This is a genomic window from Candidatus Omnitrophota bacterium (genome assembly GCA_028715965.1).
Classification (GTDB): Bacteria; Omnitrophota; Gorgyraeia; order Tantalellales; family Tantalellaceae; genus JAQUQS01.
In genome coordinates this window covers 62017-78624 of sequence record JAQUQS010000006.1, presented here as the reverse complement: position 1 = coordinate 78624, position 16608 = coordinate 62017, and the positions used below count along the sequence as shown (strand labels likewise).

Here is a 16608-nt window from a genome sequence, read left to right as displayed (position 1 = left end):
GCCTCTGTGTAGGCTTCCGAAAAGGTACTGGTAAAGAGTAGCGCAAGGATAAACACCAGATAGAAAGGATATGTTCTTTTCATATGCATTTTGCCAGGTTATTTTTATTCCAACTAAGATCCGAACAGCTGCATTGTGTGTCTTTTCAGACATAATACAGCTTATTTAAATAATAGTAATTATAACTTACCTCACAAAAGTTGTAAACTAGGATAAATTGCGCTTGTAAGTTGTTTGCCCACAACCTTTTGGACACACGCATGGTCCGGTGAGCAAACCTGTATTGCGGGTATATGAAGTATCTTTACGGGATAAATAGCCCTACTGGGTCTTTTCTATCTTCGCCCACGAGTCCCTTAATGTTACCGTTCTGTTGAAAACTGGGGCGCCGGGAGACGAATCCTTTGTATCCACACAGAAATATCCCGTTCGTTCGAATTGATATCGCGATCCGGGGACAGCGATCGAAAGCGCCGGTTCCAGGAAACATCCGTCCCGGACAATAAGCGAATCGGGATTAAGGCTATCTTTGTATCCCTTTCCTTCTTCCTCTTCATTGGGGTTCCTTTTAGAGAAAAGATGGTCATACAACCTTACTTTTGCCTTAAAAGCATGTTCCGCGGACACCCAGTGTATAGTTCCTTTTACCTTACGTCCGTCCGGCGCGTCACCGCCACGTGTCTCCGGGTCGTAAGTACAATGTATCTCTATGATCTCTCCCGTACTATCATCCCTGATGACATCTTCACATTTTACGAAATACGCGTACCTTAACCTGACCTCTCTGCCGGGCGCGAGTCTGAAGAATTTTTTCGGCGGGTCTTCGCGAAAATCGTCTTTCTCTATATAAAGGACCTTCGAGAACGGGACCTTTCTCCTTCCCATCGAAGGGTCTTCAGGGTTATTGACCGCGTCGAGCTCTTCGGACTTACCCTCTGGATAATTCGTTATGACCACCCTGAGCGGATCGAGTACGGCCATGACGCGCGGGGCCGTTTTGTTCAGATCTTCTCTTATGCTGTTCTCCAGGACCACCATATCAACGATACTGTTGAATTTAGCGACCCCTATCTTTTCACAGAAACCCCTGATCGCTTCCGGGGTATATCCCCGCCTGCGCAACCCGGAAATGGTGGGCATACGCGGATCATCCCAGCCGTCCACATATTTTTCGGTTACAAGCTCAAGAAGTTTTCTCTTGCTAAGCACAGTATGCCCCAGGTTGAGCCTCGCGAACTCGATCTGCTGGGGGTGATGCACACCCAGCTGGTCGAGGAACCAGTCATACAGCGGACGGTTATTCTCGAACTCCATCGTACATATGGAATGGGTTATCCCCTCAAGTGAATCTGAAAGACAATGCGTGAAATCATACATGGGATAGATACACCATTTATCAGCCGTCCGGTGGTGGTTAGCTTTTTTTATGCGGTATATTATCGGGTCGCGCATGGTGACATTGGGAGAGGCCATGTCTATTTTCGCTCTCAAGACCTTTTCCCCCTCATCGAACTCGCCGTTCCTCATCCCGGCAAACAGTTCCAGGTTCTCCTCAACGCTCCTTTTCCTGTACGGGCTTTCCTTCCCGGGCGCGGTCAATGTCCCCCTGTATTCCCTCATTTGTTCGGCGTTAAGGTCACATACGTAAGCTTTCCCTGTCTTTATGAGCGTGACCGCGAATTCATATAACTTGTCGAAATAATCCGACGCGTAATACATCCTGTCGGCCCAGTCGAATCCCAGCCACCTGACGTCTTCCATTATAGAATCCACGTATTCTACCTCTTCTTTTTCAGGATTTGTATCATCAAAACGCAGATTGCACAGGCCGTTGTAATCTTTTGCCAGGCCGAAATTAAGGCATATGGATTTGGCGTGTCCTATATGGAGGTACCCGTTGGGTTCCGGCGGGAACCGCGTATGCACGCGTCCGTCGTTCTTTCCCCTCTTGAGGTCTTCATCTATTATCTCTCTTATGAAATTCGTCACAGGTCTTTCCTCGCCCGCCATGTCCCTCTCCTCTAACTTGTTATAACAATTGTTGATGTGATATTTTATCATACGAAGCGGAGTTTTTCAGTAAATAAGTACTGGCTACGCCAAAAGCTTGTACCGGGTACAAACTCCCGCTTAAACTGTCCCCAACCATAGCTTAAGTTGTCCCCTGATCGTACCAGCACCGAGCTGACGAGATGCGCAGGATCCCAGGCATCACAGCTGGAACCGGTGAGGTTTAGCGGCGGGAACTTGTTCCCAGCCGGAAACCCGAGCCGGGAACAGACAAAGGCCACAGGCCTTTGACCATAAAAAAACCCGCCAAAGGCGGGTATTTTTTATGGCTGGGACTTGTCCAACTGGAATTTACCCAAGCGCTCACCATATAAACATAAGTAATAGCTAAAAAGGAACTTCTAAATCTTCTCCACTAGTATTATTTTTTTCTATTTCTTCCAAAATAACGGCGCTTTCATCCCACTCATCTGGTTTAAATATTTTTAGCCTTCCTTCTTCGTCAAAAAGATCTTCTTTTATCTTTAGAATTTTTGTGGTATTCTTCCACCATTCACACAAATACTCTATATATTCTGCATCATCCCACTCTTTCTCTTCAATTAGATTAGTTTTTCTGGCTACAAGCAAAGCTTCCATTTCATCGCGTGTTTCAAAAAAGATACGATATGGAATGTTAAGTTGCTTCTTTAAAGACTTGAACAATGGGTGATTGCTTAGAAGAATATCCTTAATGGCCTGGTCGCCCTGACTTCGTTCTTCAGTTAAAAACTTTACTAACCTATCTAATGTATCTGCAGTCGTTTCAATTCTGCCTAGTAAATTTACTTCCTTTTGCCTAGCACGTTCCTGCAGTAATACCTGAAAAAGTCCTGCCCACTGTTCCCTGAGAAAAGTGGTAATGTTTTCTGAAACCTCAAAACCCTGCACTGGATTTTTTCCAGAAAGTGCGAATATTTCTTCAAGAAAAGAATATACCTTTAAATCATTCACGGCAGTTGCCTTGAAACCCGCTACTTCCTTATTTGCAATAAAGGTACTATATTCGGCTAGAACTGGCCGTTCTACAAATATATATATCTGCTTTCCCAACTTAATTGCTTCTTTTAGCTCATTTTGTGAAATAGAATATTGTGTGCTTCTTGACTGCGTCCCAATTTTACCACCAATGATATTTATTAATATGTCGCAAGTATTAATTTCCCTATAACAATCTTCTTCCACCCGCTCTTCCGTACCATAAGCAATATGCCCTCTCTCGAACAAAACGGGCTCATATCCTTGTTCTAAAATAAATCTCTCCAAATCCGCCCTAACATTCCTCATGTCATAATAAGTTGAACTTATAAAAACCCTAGGCTTAGCCATTTCGTCCTCCTACCATTCTTCTCTTCATAACCATTTTATCCCCAATCAGAAAAATCTATAATATCATTCTCCTGTTAGCATAACAGTAAAGCTGTCAATACATTTGTAGGACGGCATTAACACATCATAACTTCTTATTATCCCAACTCCAGTTATTGTACTCCCATCTACTTATTCTGTAAACAGTTAGGGGTTAAAAGCTATCTGGTCAGGCCGCTCAGGGGACTTCGCGGCATTTCTTCGGACATTGCGTCCTCAGTCACTCGGGGTATTTCTTATCTTATACCCCTCGTCCCCCGCTTCCGCGGGCATATAAAAAAACCCTCAAAAGAGGGTTTTTTTATATATGGCTGGGATGCCTGGACTCGAACCAGGAACGGCTGATCCAGAGTCAGCTGTGTTACCAATTACACTACATCCCAGCGGTGTTTTTTATGTATAACTTACTTATTTTGCTTTACAACTTGAGACATTATCAAAAAATGCATTTATTATACACGGAGTCAGCTGCCCTGTACCAGAGATCACTTCGTGATCACGGTACAGGGGTCCTGTTACCAATTACACGCGCCGTATACCGTGATCCGCGGGATCTCTGGTATGCGGCTACATCCCAGCGGTGTTTTTGTCGTGCGAATTCCGGAAAATTATTATACTACAAGTCCCTTATTTTTAAAGCCTTTTTTCTATTTATCGTCCCGAGGCGGCTTTCTCCATGCGTTCTACGGTCTTTTCCCTTCCAAGAAGCTCCATCATCTCGAAGAGCCCCGCTCCCTGGGTAATACCGCTTATAGCCATCCTGGTAGGATGTATTATCTGAGCCGCCTTGAGCTGTCTTTCTTCAGCTATTGCCCGGCATACCGCCTCTATATTATCATGCGTGAACTGGTCTGGCCCGGGCAACCTCGAGGAGAATTCCCTGAGATTATCACGGTTACCTTCGTCCTCCAGATATTTTTTCCATCCTTTTTCGTCGACCTCAAACTCATCCGAGAAAAAGAACTTTGTCAGCGGCACGAACTCACTCAATGTCTTTATCCTCATGCGATAAAGCTCAACCAGTTTAGCGAACCCCTCATCTCCGATGGAGGATATCTCCAGCCCGGCCTTTTTTACCCTCTCGGATAAGAGCCCACTAAGTTCCGTAAGGGGAAGTTTCATGATATATTCGCCGTTCAACCATCTCAGTTTCTGGACGTCGAACTTCGCCTGGACCCCTGTCATGTCGGAAATATCAAAGATATCTATCGCTTCCCCGAGCGAAAGCACTTCGCGTTCTTCCCCGGGAGACCAACCAAGCAGCATGAGATAGTTTATAAGCGCCTGCGGCAGGAACCCTTCCGTCCTGTATTCCTCCACAGATACGCCGCCATGCCTTTTAGAAAGCTTGGCTCCATCCGTGCCCATCATGAGCGGCATATGCCCGAACCTGGGGGGCTCACAGCCGAACGCTTCATAAAAGAGCATCTGTTTTGGCGTATTGGAGATATGGTCGTCCCCACGTATGATATGGGTGATCCCCATTTCGGAGTCGTCCACCACGCAGCAGAAATTATATGCCGGCGATCCGTCGGATTTTATCATTACCTGGTCCTTCAGCTCGTCGGTATTGAATTTTATCTTGCCATGTATCATATCGTCTATCTCTATATCCCGCCCTTTTTCCACCCGAAAGATGATAGCGCTGCCTTCCATATATGCCTTACCTTGCTCCACAAGGCCTTCCGCTTTTTGCCTGTATATGTCGAACCTGTCACTCTGAAAGACCGGGTCTCCGTCCCAGTCCAGCCCCAGCCATTTCAGGTCTTCCAGGATCTCGTTGAGGAATTCTTCCTTTGACCTCTCCTTATCCGTATCCTCTATCCTCAGGACATATGTCCCCCCGGTACGGCGGGCGTAAAGCCAGTTAAAAAGAGCCGTGCGCGCGCTACCCAGATGCAGAAAACCTGTGGGACTGGGAGCGAACCTTACTTTTATCATCTCATATCCCCTCTCCGGCTATTTCAATACCCTTCTCCAGGGCCTTGATGTTTATTGGTATAAGTTTTTTCTTGTCGCCGGCGAACTCCTCTATCACCTGAGAAAGCGTCGCCCTGTCGAATATCCCGCTTTTAGCGGCGTAAATACCCACCGCTATGATGTTAGCGACGCGCACATTACCTATTTTCATCGCTTCTTCCGTAAGCGGAGCTCTTATCACCTTAATGTCCCCGCGGGAAGGACTTGCGCCCACGAGTGAACTGTTCAGGATGAACAGCCCGTCCTTTTTCACTTTTTCCTCGAATTTCACCATGGACGGCTCGTTCATGGCTATAACGGTAGAGGCCATAGGTACCATTGGGCTACCTATCACGTGCGAGCTTATTCTCACCATTGAATACGCGGTCCCGCCCCTGACCTCGGCGCCATACGAAGGCATCCACGTAACATTAAATCCTTTTATCATCCCGGCGCTGGCAAGGACTTTGCCCATGATCATAATGCCCTGGCCGCCGAACCCGGCACAGATTATCGATTCGTTCAACATACGTCCTTTATCGTCCCCAAGGGATATTCCTTGACGACCTCTTTTTCTATTCGTTCCATCGACTTTACCGGGGACAATCCCCAATACGTAGGACAAGGAGATAACACTTCTACCATCGAAAATCCTTTTCTATCCAGCTGTATCTCGAAAGACTTTCTTATCGCCCTTTTGGTGGCCAGGACCGCTTTCGGGGAATGCACCGAAGTCCTTTCCAGATATACTACCCCCGGGAGCACCGCCATCATCTCCATTATCTTAAGCGGATAGCCTTCTTTTTCCGGTCGTCGGGTATATAGGGACGTAGCCGTGGTCTGCCCTATCAAAGTGGTCGGTGCCATCTGCCCTCCGGTCATTCCGTAAACCCCGTTATTCACAAAGATAACTGAAATATCCTCTCCCCTGTTGCCCGCGTGTATGATCTCGGAGGTCCCTATAGCGGCAAGGTCACCATCCCCCTGATAAGTGAAGACCAGTTTGTCCGGATGTACCCTTTTTATACCCGTAGCTACCGCCGGGGTGCGTCCGTGCGCGGCCTCCAAAGTGTCGAAATCCCAGTAATCGTACGCCAGAACGGCACACCCTACCGGGGCTACAGCTATGGTTTTTTCCCGCACACCTATTTCATCTATGACCTCACAAACAAGTCTGTGTATAAGCCCGTGACCGCATCCCGGGCAGTAATGCATGGCAACGTCTTTCATTGATGCCGGCCTGGTTATCTTTTCGGTCATGACATGCTCCGTTCTCTATATCTTTTTCTTCCCTGAACCGATTATCTGTTCCGTGATCTCGTCCACCGAGGGAACTCCCCCTCCCATACGCCCGCAGAACGACACCTTGCTGTCATCCTGCACGGCCAGCCTGACATCCTCCACCATCTGTCCGGCACTCATCTCCGTAACGAAGAACCGCGGACATTTCGCCGCAATACCCCTTATGACATCATACGGGAACGGCCACAGCGTGACAGGCCTTATTAGCCCCGCTCTTATCCCATGCTCCGCCAGGATCCCCATACATTCCCTTGCTATCCGGGCCATGGAACCGTAGGCCACTAATATCACATCTGCTCCATCCGTATCAACGGTCTCACAACGTACTTCTTTAGCCATGCTGGTATATTTCTCCTGAAGCTTTTTGTTGTGCTCTTCAAGTACGCCGTCCTTTAACAAGAGGCTTTTGATGCTGCCTGCGGCACGTCCTTTTGCTCCCGTCATTGCCCAGGGCTTTTCCACGATACCGGAAGGCTTTATATTATCGTCGAACTCAATGGGTTCCATCATCTGCCCCAGCATGCCATCTGCCAACACCATTACAGGGTTATTGTATCTGTCAGCCAGCGCGAAAGCTTCATATGTAAGATCGAACATCTCTTGCCCGGTCGACGGGGCAAGTACTATCATCCTATAATCCCCATGTCCTCCGCCTTTGGTCGCCTGGAAATAATCCGCTTGCGAACCCGCTATGTTCCCCAATCCGGGCCCTCCCCTCATCACGTTCACGATCACTCCGGGTAGTTCCGCACCGGCCATGTACGATATGCCTTCCTGTTTAAGGCTTATTCCGGGGCTGGAAGAACTCGTCATGGCACGGGCTCCGGCCGCCGAAGCGCCGAAAACCATATTTATCGCCGCGAGCTCGCTCTCAGCCTGTATAAAAACACCGTCGGTCTCTTCCATCCTGCGGGCCATATAGGCGGTAAGTTCGTTCTGCGGGGTTATAGGATAACCCGCGTAAAACCTGCACCCGGCCCTTATCGCGCCTTCTCCGCAAGCCTCGTTACCCGTCGACAGATACTTCATTTTCCCCTCTTCGCGCTATCTTTTTCTATTTCTATTTCTATACCGCAATCCGGGCACATGATGGCACATAATCCGCACCCAGTACATTTTTCAGGATGTTCCACCACGACATATTGCATCCCTTTTTTATTCACCTTGTCCGACAGGGCCAGGACCCCGTTAGGACAAACATCCACACACAGAACACAACCCTTGCATTTCTCGGCATCGATCTTTACACGCCCGCGTCTCTTCATGTTTTTTTCTTCTCCGACATTATGATCTCCGCTATACCATCCGGGGTCATATGGTATTTCCTGAGAAGCTCTTCCCTGTTCCCATGTTCAATGAACTCATCCGGCAACCCCAGGCACCTGACCCCAAGGCCTTGTATGGTCTGGTGTTCATAGAACTCCAGTACTCCGCTCCCGAATCCGCCGCTTATTATCCCTTCTTCCACTATGAATATTTTCTTCTTCTTGCGGGCTACCCTGTCCAGCATCTCGCGGTCCAGGGGTTTCACGAACCTGGCATTGACGACCTCTGCTTCCAGCCCCTTCCCGGAAAGTATGTCCGCCGCCTTAAGCGACGTGTTCACCATGCTCCCCAACGCGATAATGGTCAGGTCCTCGCCCCTGCGCAAAGTCTCTGAAAGACCTTTTTCTATCGGCCTGCAGGAAGCCGAACTAACCACTCTAGTCGCGTCTCCCTTCGGATACCTTATAAGTACCGGCTTGACCCATTTTACCGCATTATCAAGCATTTCCTCAAGCTCCATGCCGTCTTTCGGCGCCATTACCACAAAATTCGGTAGCATTCTTGAATACGAGATATCGAACATGCCATGATGGGTCGGGCCGTCCTCTCCTACAAGGCCGGCCCTGTCCAGGCAAAATATGACCGGCAGGCGCTGGAGCGCCACGTCATGTATCATCTGATCATAGGACCGCTGCAGGAACGTGGAGTATATCGCGACTATGGGCGTGAACCCACTTTTAGCCAGTCCTGCCGCGAACGTAACAGCATGTGGTTCATTTATCCCTACGTCGAAGAACCTCTCGGGGAAGGCTTTCGCAAAGGCCTTTAGTCCCGTACCTTCGGGCATCGCGGCGGTTATCCCGACGATACTCGGGTTCTTCTCTCCCAGTTTGGACATCTTACGTGAAAAATACCCGGTAAAGGAAAGGTCCTCGCCATTTGGCCGTTTTACGTCATTACCTGTTCCCAGATCGAACGCGCCTACGCCATGGAATCTCTCGGGATCGGCTTCCGCGAATCCATATCCTTTTCCTTTTTTTGTTATTACATGCAGGAACACGGGCTCCTTGAGCACCAATATCTTTCTCATAACGGATATGAGCTGATCGATATCGTGCCCATCTATAGGACCGAAATACCTGAAACCGAGTTCTTCAAAAAGTATCCCGGGGACAAGAAGGTTCTTGAGCCCTTCCTGGAACTTCTTGACGGTCTTATGCGCCACGGGTCCAAGCTTCGGGATACTCTTAACAATCTTCTCTGACTCCTCCTTTACTTTATTGTAAAGAGGGTTGGTTATCACGGAGTTAAGATATCGGCTCATGGCTCCCACTGGCTTTGATATGGAATGTTCGTTATCGTTAAGCACGACGACCATACTGGTACCAAGATGCCCCGCCTGGTTCATCCCCTCAAAGGCAAGTCCGGTCGAAAGCGATGCGTCCCCTATTACCGCCACCACTTTATGGTCTTTGCCCGCCAGGTCCCTGGCCACCGCCAGGCCCAGCGCCGAAGATATGCTTGTAGCGCTATGCCCGGATATGAAAGGGTCATGCTCACTTTCGAAAGAATTGGGGAACCCGCTTATCCCGCCCATTTCCCGGAGGGTCTCGAACCTGTCGTTGCGTCCGGTCAAAAGTTTATGCGCGTAACACTGGTGGCCGACATCCCACACTATCTTGTCTCTCGGGCTTTCCAGGCAATAATGTAACGCTACCGTAAGCTCGACAGCACCCAGGCTGGCAGCGAGGTGTCCACCTTTTCTTGACGTGACATCCAGGATCTTCTCGCGTATTTCCGAAGACAGCTCCCTGAGCTCCTCTCTCTTCAGCCGCTTAAGGTCCTGTGGTGAACTTATACTGTTTAGAATGTCGTACATCAAAATTACCTTTCCGAATAAAGATCACTCTTCGGGTTGTTTATATGGCTTCCTTGCCGGTGTCATGCCCTTGTCTCCCGCGAGCACTTCTATTTTCCCCTTGGCATTATCGAGTTTTTCCTGGCAGACCCGCGCCAGCTTCACTCCTTCTTCATATTGCTTGAGAGCCTCCTCCAGCCCCAGCTCCCCGGTTTCAAGGCTTTCTACTACTTTTTCGAGCTTTTTTATGGCCCTCTCAAAAGACAGGTCCTTCATGTCTTGCTCCTCCGCTCTATCCCGGTAACCTTGCTGTTCACATACCCATCAGCCAAAAGCGTCTCAATATCGTCTCCCACTCTTATTCCCTTTACGGACCTCTGTATCTGCCCACCCTTATAAACGATCGAGAACCCGCGGCCCATGACCGCCAGGGGACTGAGAGCATTAAGCCTGCCGGACAGCGTTCCAAGTTCTTTGTTCCCGACCTCTACGCGATATCTCAAGCCGGCATGCGTCCTCTTCAGGAGGTCATCCACCAGCTGGCTTGATTGGGACAGGACATTGACCGGTGACCGCAAGATGTAACTATCCTTTAAAGCGTCCAGGGAACGCTGGTAGAACATCACATTCCTTTTGATCGCGGAAGTTATCCGTTCCTCCGCCCCCTCCAGGAGATCCATAAGCTCCTGTTTCATCGGCACTACGAGTTCCGCCGCCGCCGAAGGTGTCGGGGCTCTCATATCGGCCACGAAATCCGCTATAGTATAATCAACCTCATGCCCGACCCCGCTCACTACCGGGATATCGGACGCGCATATCGCTCTTGCCACACATTCTTCGTTGAAAGCCCAAAGATCCTCCAGGCTCCCTCCCCCCCTGGCTAGGATGAGGACATCTATCGGGGCTTCCCCGCTTTTTTCTAACACGTCGTTGTATCCGTTGAGTTCGGATATGGCTGAAACGATATCTTCTTTTGCCTTATCACCCTGCACCAGGACCGGACGTATTGTTATCCTGATACCTCCGAAACGCCGCGAAGCCACGTTAAGCATGTCCTTCAGTGCGGCTCCCGTAAGAGAAGTGATCATTCCTATATGCAAAGGCAATACTGGTATTTTCCGCTTCCGGGACTCTTCGAACAGGCCTTCTTCATTGAGTTTTTTCTTCAGCTCCTCGAACGCCTTCTGGAGAGCGCCGATCCCTTGTGGCTCCATTGTCTCCACATAGAGCTGATACTGGCCCCTCTTATCATAAACACTGACCCGGCCGGAGCAGATCACTTGTGTGCCGTCTTTAGGCGTGAAGCGAAGTTTCTGCGCTCCGCCCTTGAACATCACGGAATTGATCAGGCTGTTCTCGTCCTTTACGCTGAAGTACGTATGCCCCGCGCTGGATACGGAAAAATTCGAGATCTCTCCCATGACCCACACGGCCCTGAACGTATTCTCCAGGATCGCCCTTATGTCCCGGGTGAGTTCTGTTACCGTATAAATGTGCGTATCGCCCATATTCATCGTACTGCCTGACCCGATCATATAGTCAGGTTCGCGCCCTTTTCCTGTATACGTTTTATGGCTGTGGCCTTACCTGTCACGGCGTCCATATCTATGATCACACCATGCATTTCCACTCCTTTGTCCGCCACGTCGAACCTTGTCGGGAGCTGTGATACGAACCTTTCTATAACGTTCTCCTTTACCCGCCCTATGACCGAATCATATGGCCCGGTCATACCACAATCCGTTATATAGGCCGTGCCACCTGGTAATATTTTTTCGTCCGCGGTCTGTATATGCGTGTGTGTACCCACCACGGCGGTCACCAACCCGTCCAGATACCACCCCATCGCCACCTTTTCACTGGTCGCTTCGGCATGCATATCCACGATGATCACGTGTGTCTCTTTCCTAATCTTCTCCACCGCGTGTTTTACTTTCCTGAACGGACATTCCACCGCGTCCATGAACACCCTTCCCACGATGTTGACGATACCTATTTTGCCCATGGTCCTGGTGTCTATCGTGACCGCTCCCCGGCCGGGAGCTCCTTCCGGATAATTGAGCGGTCTGAGGATCCTTTTGTCCTTTTCCAGGACATCATATATCTCTCTTCTTTTCCAGATATGGTCGCCGGAAGTAACAATATCCACGCCATTCGAAAAAAGCTCGTTCGTTATAGAGGGCGTAAGCCCGCTGCCAGCTGCGGCATTCTCCCCGTTGGCGATAACGAGGTCTATGCCTTCCCGCTGCCTTACGTACTCCAGCTTATCCCTTACCACATCACGTCCGGGCTTACCTACGATATCCCCGATGAAAAGTATCCTCATATCGCCTTTTCCCTTATTTGGCGTACTCGATAGAACGCACCTCGCGTATTACCACCACTTTTATCTGGCCGGGGTATTGGAGGGTGCTTTCTATCTTCTTTTTCATTTCAAGGGCCATAACGGCGTTGCGCGCATCATCTATTTTTTCCGGCTGGACTATTACCCTTATCTCCCTGCCGGCCTGTATGGCGTATGTCTTGTCCACACCCTCGAACTCGTTCGCTATCGCCTCCAGGTCTTCCAGTCTTTTTATGTAATGCTCAAGCGACTCCCTGCGGGCTCCCGGACGTCCGGCGCTTATGGCATCAGCGGCCTGCGCCAGCACAGCAAGCAGCGTTTTCGGTTCGACATCGCCATGATGTGCCGCTATAGCGTGTACCACTATTTCCGGCTCTCCGAATTTTTTCGCCAGGTCCGCTCCCAAAGTAGCGTGCGACCCTTCCATTTCATGCGAAACAGCCTTACCTATGTCGTGCAACGCGCCGATACGTTTAGCCAGGTTCACGTCCAACCGCAGCTCCCCGGCCATAGTTGCCATCAGGTACGCCGCTTCCTTGGAATGCTGTAGAACGTTCTGGCCGTAACTTGTCCGGAACTTGAGCCGGCCCAAGAGCCTGACCAGTTCGGAATGCACCCCGTGTATCCCCAGGTCCAGCAACGTCGCTTCGCCTTCTTCCTTTATCGTGGCTTCCATCTCTTTCTTTACCTTTTCCACGACCTCTTCGATACGACCCGGATGTATCCTTCCGTCCTCTATAAGCCTCTCCAGAGATATCCTGGCTATCTCTCTCCTGAATTTATCGAATCCGGATATGATGACAGCCTCCGGGGTGTCGTCGATTATCACATCCACTCCAGTAGCCATTTCTAGAGCCCTGATGTTCCTTCCTTCTCGACCGATTATCCTTCCCTTCATCTCCTCGGACGGAAGAGGCACTACGCTTACGGTAGTATCAACCGTGTGGTCAACCGCGCATTTTTGTATAGCCAGGCCTACTATCTTCCGCGCTTCCCGGTCAGCTTTATCCCTGGTCTCGTCCTGTATGTTCTTGATCGTGTACGCCGCTTCCTGGCGAGCTTCATCTTCCATTTTCTTCATGAGAAGGGTCTTCGCCTGATCCCGGCTCATCCCGGATATCTCCTCGAGCTTCTCTTTCTGTGCCTGCAAGGTACCGTTGAGTTCCTCTTTCTTGGCGTCGGCATCCCGATATTTCTGTTCAAGAAGGTCTTCTTTAGATTTTAGCTCCTCGGCCTTTTTTTCGATGAACTCGACCTTTCGGTCTACGTTCTCCTCCTTTTGCATGAGCCTTTTTTCCATGTTGAGGAGCTCTTTACGCCTTTCCCTTGTTTCGGCCTCGAACTCCATCCTCATCTTCAGAGAAAGATCCTTTGCTTCCAGGACCGATTCCCGTTTACGCCTTTCCGCTTCTACCTTAGATTCGTTTATTATGGTCTTCGCTTTGTCTTCAGCCCGTTTTATTTTCATCTTGGCCGTATATTTGCGCAATATATAACCAAGATAAAAAAAGAACGCACACCCCAGGACGGCAAAACCCAGATGGAACACTGTTAATCCGCTTGCAATAGTCATATATATCCTCCCTTTTTTAAAGGTGTCCTTGGGGCGGGTGATAAGTACTTCTCAGGACTTTTCCCCTTAATTTTAAGGGAAAAAGCTGTTATCAGCTCTTTTCACGACTAAAGAGATCTTGGACAGGTCAATCCGTTATTACCCTTTGAACAGGTCTGTCATGCGGGTCTGAAGGAATTTCATCAACTATCTGGAAATTAAAGGCAACTCCAATGGTATTGGCAGAAGAAAGGCCCTCCTCAGCAAGGAACCTATCATAGTATCCCTTACCTCTTCCGAGCCTCATATTCTTTTTGTCATAAGCTATTGCCGGTACCACAATTAGATCTATCTCCTTTAAAGGTATAGCTTTGAAGCGGCCTTGCCCCGGCTGCGATATGCCAAAAGGGCCTTTTTCCAGTTCTTCCACAGATGTCAATTCAGAAGCTATTATTCGTTGATCGTCGGGTCCGATATACGGGACCACTATCCTTTTTCCCCGTTCCATTGCCTCTTGGATGAACTGATCCGTTCCAACTTCCGAAGGCAGCGAAACATATGCCATGACAGTCCTAGAGCCCTTGAACTCTTCACTCGCTAACACTTCCTTCTGTATCTTTAGGCTTTTTTTGTCCCTTGCAGAAGGAGCCTGGCCCTTAAGACGCCTGATCATCTCCTTTCTTATTTCTTCTTTTCCTCTAATGATATTCGTGTTATCTACCATTGTTATCTAATTTTTACTATTTAAGGATAACCTATAATCGGCAAAATTTCCACATTTTTCTTATTTTTTGCAAAGTATTTTCTATCTATCCCCCCACAAAAGGGCTATATTAGCGTAAGATGTTCATTTAGAAGACCTTGCGTAGTAGTCATCTACCGCTTTCCGCAGGGCTTCTTCCGCAAGGACCGAGCAATGGACCTTGACCGACGGAAGCCCCCCAAGAGCGGCCACAACATCATTGTTGGACACCTTTAACGCGTCTTCTACGGTCTTTCCCTTTATAAGGTCCGTCAAGACCGAACTTGAAGCTATCGCGGCGCCGCAACCGAAAGTCTTGAACCGGGCATCTTCAATAACGCCCTTATCGTTAACTTTGATATAAAGCTCCATTATATCCCCGCACCTGGCGTTCCCTACTTTCCCCTTTCCGCTGGCATCGGTTATTTCCCCGACATTATGCGGGTTCTTGAAGTGTTCCATCACTTTTTCATTATATTCCATTTTCTCTCCATATCTTTTTAATTGGCCCACCCTGCATAAGGCCTCTTATCACTCGTGCTTGTACACAGGACTCATCTGTCTCAGCCTGTTTATTATGGACGGCATTTTTTCCATGACATGATCTATGTCTTCTTCCGTATTAAAAACACTGAAAGAGAACCGTACCGACCCTTGAGCGAAAAGAGGGTCCACTCCCATACTTTTCAGTACATGTGAGGATTCCAGGCTTCCGGACGTACAGGCCGATCCCGTAGAAGCAGCGATACCTTCAAGGTCGAGGCTCAGTATGATGGATTCTCCTTCCAGATAATGAAAGCTTACATTTAACGTATTCGGCAACCTTTTTGATGGATGCCCGTTCAACTTTATCTGCCGGATCTCGTTCTCGAGCCGATGATAGAACTTATCCCTTAACTTTTCCACGTCCGCATAAGCGGCGATACCCTCCGTCCTCGCCAGCTCACAGGCCATGCCCAGCCCCACTATCCCGGGTACGTTCTCGGTACCAGCGCGCATATTCCTCTCATGGTGACCACCATGTTGGCACTTATCCAGCCTGGTCCCCTTTTTTACGTACAAAGCCCCTATTCCCTTAGGCCCGTATATCTTATGTCCGGATATGGACACAAGGGACGTTCCAAGGGCCCCCACATCAAAAGGTATCTTCCCGATCGCCTGTACGGCGTCCGTATGGAAAGGGATGTCTTTTTCGCGCGCTATTTGCCCGATCTCCTCGACCGGCATTATCGTTCCGGTCTCATTGTTGGCGGCCATGATCGATATTAAGGCGGTATCTGCCGATATGCTCTCCCTGAGCTCGTCCATATCGACCACTCCGGACTCATCGACCCCCAGATACGTGACCCTGGATCCATGGGCCTCAAGATATTTACAGGTATTGAGCACCGCGTGATGCTCCACGGAAGACGTTATTATATGTCGCCCTTTATTTTTGGACAGATTTGCCGTTCCTTTTAACGCGAAGTTATCTGATTCCGTCCCGCCGGAGGTAAATATGATCTCTTCCGGTGACGCGTTTATGAGCGCCGCGACTTGCTCTCTCGCTTTCTCCACCCCTTTCCGGGCTTCCCTGCCGAATAAATGAACGCTGGAAGCGTTCCCGTATACTTCGTCCCAGAAAGGCGCCATCGCCTCCAGGACTGATGGATGGACCTTTGTTGTCGCGTTCGAGTCTAAATAAACTTTCCGCATAATACACCGCCTTCATTCAGCCCGTGATCGATCTTGCGGGCTTTATCGGCCAGGTCCCTGAAGGAATACGCCTCCAAAGCCTCCTTTATCTTCCTGGCAACCTCGTCCCAGACTTCCTTGGAGGGACAGGTCCCGGCATTCACGCAAACCGCTTTTTTCCCTTTTGCGGTCACGCATTTGCCGGGGAAGATCCCCCCTTCAAGTGCCACCACGACCTCATATACGCTTATATCTTCGGGTGCTCTTACAAGCATGTACCCGCCGCGCGGGCCACGCCTGCTTTTCACTATACCACAATGTTTCAGCCGGTTAAATATCTGCTCCAGATAGACCAAAGACAGACCTTCCGCCTCGCAGATCTCCTTAATAGAGACAGGCATCCTTTCTTCATACTTCAGGGCGAGATTAACAAGCGACCTGACCCCATATGCCGATCTTGTCGTCAAAAGCATAACTTCCTTTAAATACTAGCC

Annotated in this window: 16 protein-coding genes and 1 tRNA gene; all 17 read right to left on the bottom strand. The window is 49.2% G+C overall.

The window, feature by feature from the left end; all coding sequences use genetic code 11:
* Positions 1-321 precede the first annotated feature (321 nt).
* Positions 322-2010, bottom strand: coding sequence for a glutamine--tRNA ligase/YqeY domain fusion protein (locus PHH49_04600; GenBank protein ID MDD5488227.1), 1689 nt, complete (start codon positions 2008-2010; stop codon positions 322-324).
* A gap of 387 nt (positions 2011-2397) precedes the next feature.
* On the bottom strand, positions 2398-3378 hold the full coding sequence (locus tag PHH49_04595) for a DUF4062 domain-containing protein (protein MDD5488226.1): 981 nt from the start codon (positions 3376-3378) through the stop codon (positions 2398-2400).
* Positions 3379-3725: 347 nt separating this feature from the next.
* Positions 3726-3800, bottom strand: a tRNA-Gln gene (locus tag PHH49_04590).
* A gap of 268 nt (positions 3801-4068) precedes the next feature.
* Positions 4069-5358: a glutamate--tRNA ligase gene (gltX, locus tag PHH49_04585; GenBank protein MDD5488225.1), complete on the bottom strand. Its 1290-nt coding sequence runs from the start codon at positions 5356-5358 to the stop codon at positions 4069-4071.
* Between the two features lies 1 nt (position 5359).
* A complete protein-coding gene (locus PHH49_04580) occupies positions 5360-5905 on the bottom strand; it encodes a 2-oxoacid:acceptor oxidoreductase family protein (GenBank protein MDD5488224.1) in 546 nt (181 codons plus the stop codon).
* The gene (locus PHH49_04575; protein ID MDD5488223.1) at positions 5899-6636 is read right to left on the bottom strand and encodes a thiamine pyrophosphate-dependent enzyme; all 738 of its coding nucleotides are present in this window, start codon (positions 6634-6636) and stop codon (positions 5899-5901) included. The genes PHH49_04580 and PHH49_04575 overlap by 7 nt, the downstream gene beginning before the upstream one ends.
* 15 nt (positions 6637-6651) lie before the next feature.
* Positions 6652-7707: a 3-methyl-2-oxobutanoate dehydrogenase subunit VorB gene (locus PHH49_04570; GenBank protein MDD5488222.1), complete on the bottom strand. Its 1056-nt coding sequence runs from the start codon at positions 7705-7707 to the stop codon at positions 6652-6654.
* Positions 7704-7943, bottom strand: a complete 240-nt coding sequence (locus PHH49_04565; GenBank protein MDD5488221.1) for a 4Fe-4S binding protein — start codon at positions 7941-7943, stop codon at positions 7704-7706. The genes PHH49_04570 and PHH49_04565 overlap by 4 nt, the downstream gene beginning before the upstream one ends.
* Positions 7940-9823, bottom strand: a complete 1884-nt coding sequence (gene dxs / locus PHH49_04560; GenBank protein MDD5488220.1) for a 1-deoxy-D-xylulose-5-phosphate synthase — start codon at positions 9821-9823, stop codon at positions 7940-7942. Before dxs ends, PHH49_04565 begins: the two co-directional genes overlap by 4 nt.
* 24 nt (positions 9824-9847) lie before the next feature.
* Positions 9848-10078 (bottom strand): exodeoxyribonuclease VII small subunit, encoded by a 231-nt coding sequence (xseB, locus tag PHH49_04555; protein MDD5488219.1) that lies wholly within the window; start codon positions 10076-10078, stop codon positions 9848-9850.
* Positions 10075-11316, bottom strand: a complete 1242-nt coding sequence (gene xseA, locus PHH49_04550) for an exodeoxyribonuclease VII large subunit (protein MDD5488218.1) — start codon at positions 11314-11316, stop codon at positions 10075-10077. Before xseA ends, xseB begins: the two co-directional genes overlap by 4 nt.
* 17 nt (positions 11317-11333) lie before the next feature.
* Positions 11334-12128 (bottom strand): TIGR00282 family metallophosphoesterase, encoded by a 795-nt coding sequence (locus tag PHH49_04545; GenBank protein MDD5488217.1) that lies wholly within the window; start codon positions 12126-12128, stop codon positions 11334-11336.
* A gap of 13 nt (positions 12129-12141) precedes the next feature.
* On the bottom strand, positions 12142-13719 hold the full coding sequence (rny, locus tag PHH49_04540) for a ribonuclease Y (GenBank protein MDD5488216.1): 1578 nt from the start codon (positions 13717-13719) through the stop codon (positions 12142-12144).
* A 127-nt stretch (positions 13720-13846) separates the two neighbouring features.
* On the bottom strand, positions 13847-14422 hold the full coding sequence (locus PHH49_04535) for a 5-formyltetrahydrofolate cyclo-ligase (protein ID MDD5488215.1): 576 nt from the start codon (positions 14420-14422) through the stop codon (positions 13847-13849).
* A gap of 123 nt (positions 14423-14545) precedes the next feature.
* Positions 14546-14923: a Fe-S cluster assembly scaffold protein NifU gene (gene nifU, locus PHH49_04530; GenBank protein ID MDD5488214.1), complete on the bottom strand. Its 378-nt coding sequence runs from the start codon at positions 14921-14923 to the stop codon at positions 14546-14548.
* A gap of 48 nt (positions 14924-14971) precedes the next feature.
* Positions 14972-16135 (bottom strand): cysteine desulfurase NifS, encoded by a 1164-nt coding sequence (gene nifS / locus PHH49_04525; GenBank protein ID MDD5488213.1) that lies wholly within the window; start codon positions 16133-16135, stop codon positions 14972-14974.
* On the bottom strand, positions 16117-16587 hold the full coding sequence (locus PHH49_04520; GenBank protein ID MDD5488212.1) for an Rrf2 family transcriptional regulator: 471 nt from the start codon (positions 16585-16587) through the stop codon (positions 16117-16119). Before PHH49_04520 ends, nifS begins: the two co-directional genes overlap by 19 nt.
* Positions 16588-16608: the final 21 nt, after the last annotated feature.

Excerpts from the sequence above, each read along its gene's own strand:
- PHH49_04600 (MDD5488227.1), bottom strand. The coding sequence starts at position 2,010 with ATGGCGGGCGAGGAAAGACCTGTGACGAATTTCATAAGAGAGATAATA.
- PHH49_04595 (MDD5488226.1), bottom strand. The coding sequence starts at position 3,378 with ATGGCTAAGCCTAGGGTTTTTATAAGTTCAACTTATTATGACATGAGG.
- gltX (MDD5488225.1), bottom strand. The coding sequence starts at position 5,358 with ATGATAAAAGTAAGGTTCGCTCCCAGTCCCACAGGTTTTCTGCATCTG.
- PHH49_04580 (MDD5488224.1), bottom strand. The coding sequence starts at position 5,905 with ATGTTGAACGAATCGATAATCTGTGCCGGGTTCGGCGGCCAGGGCATT.
- PHH49_04575 (MDD5488223.1), bottom strand. The coding sequence starts at position 6,636 with ATGACCGAAAAGATAACCAGGCCGGCATCAATGAAAGACGTTGCCATG.
- PHH49_04570 (MDD5488222.1), bottom strand. The coding sequence starts at position 7,707 with ATGAAGTATCTGTCGACGGGTAACGAGGCTTGCGGAGAAGGCGCGATA.
- PHH49_04565 (MDD5488221.1), bottom strand. The coding sequence starts at position 7,943 with ATGAAGAGACGCGGGCGTGTAAAGATCGATGCCGAGAAATGCAAGGGT.
- dxs (MDD5488220.1), bottom strand. The coding sequence starts at position 9,823 with ATGTACGACATTCTAAACAGTATAAGTTCACCACAGGACCTTAAGCGG.
- xseB (MDD5488219.1), bottom strand. The coding sequence starts at position 10,078 with ATGAAGGACCTGTCTTTTGAGAGGGCCATAAAAAAGCTCGAAAAAGTA.
- xseA (MDD5488218.1), bottom strand. The coding sequence starts at position 11,316 with ATGAATATGGGCGATACGCACATTTATACGGTAACAGAACTCACCCGG.
- PHH49_04545 (MDD5488217.1), bottom strand. The coding sequence starts at position 12,128 with ATGAGGATACTTTTCATCGGGGATATCGTAGGTAAGCCCGGACGTGAT.
- rny (MDD5488216.1), bottom strand. The coding sequence starts at position 13,719 with ATGACTATTGCAAGCGGATTAACAGTGTTCCATCTGGGTTTTGCCGTC.
- PHH49_04535 (MDD5488215.1), bottom strand. The coding sequence starts at position 14,422 with ATGGTAGATAACACGAATATCATTAGAGGAAAAGAAGAAATAAGAAAG.
- nifU (MDD5488214.1), bottom strand. The coding sequence starts at position 14,923 with ATGGAATATAATGAAAAAGTGATGGAACACTTCAAGAACCCGCATAAT.
- nifS (MDD5488213.1), bottom strand. The coding sequence starts at position 16,135 with ATGCGGAAAGTTTATTTAGACTCGAACGCGACAACAAAGGTCCATCCA.
- PHH49_04520 (MDD5488212.1), bottom strand. The coding sequence starts at position 16,587 with ATGCTTTTGACGACAAGATCGGCATATGGGGTCAGGTCGCTTGTTAAT.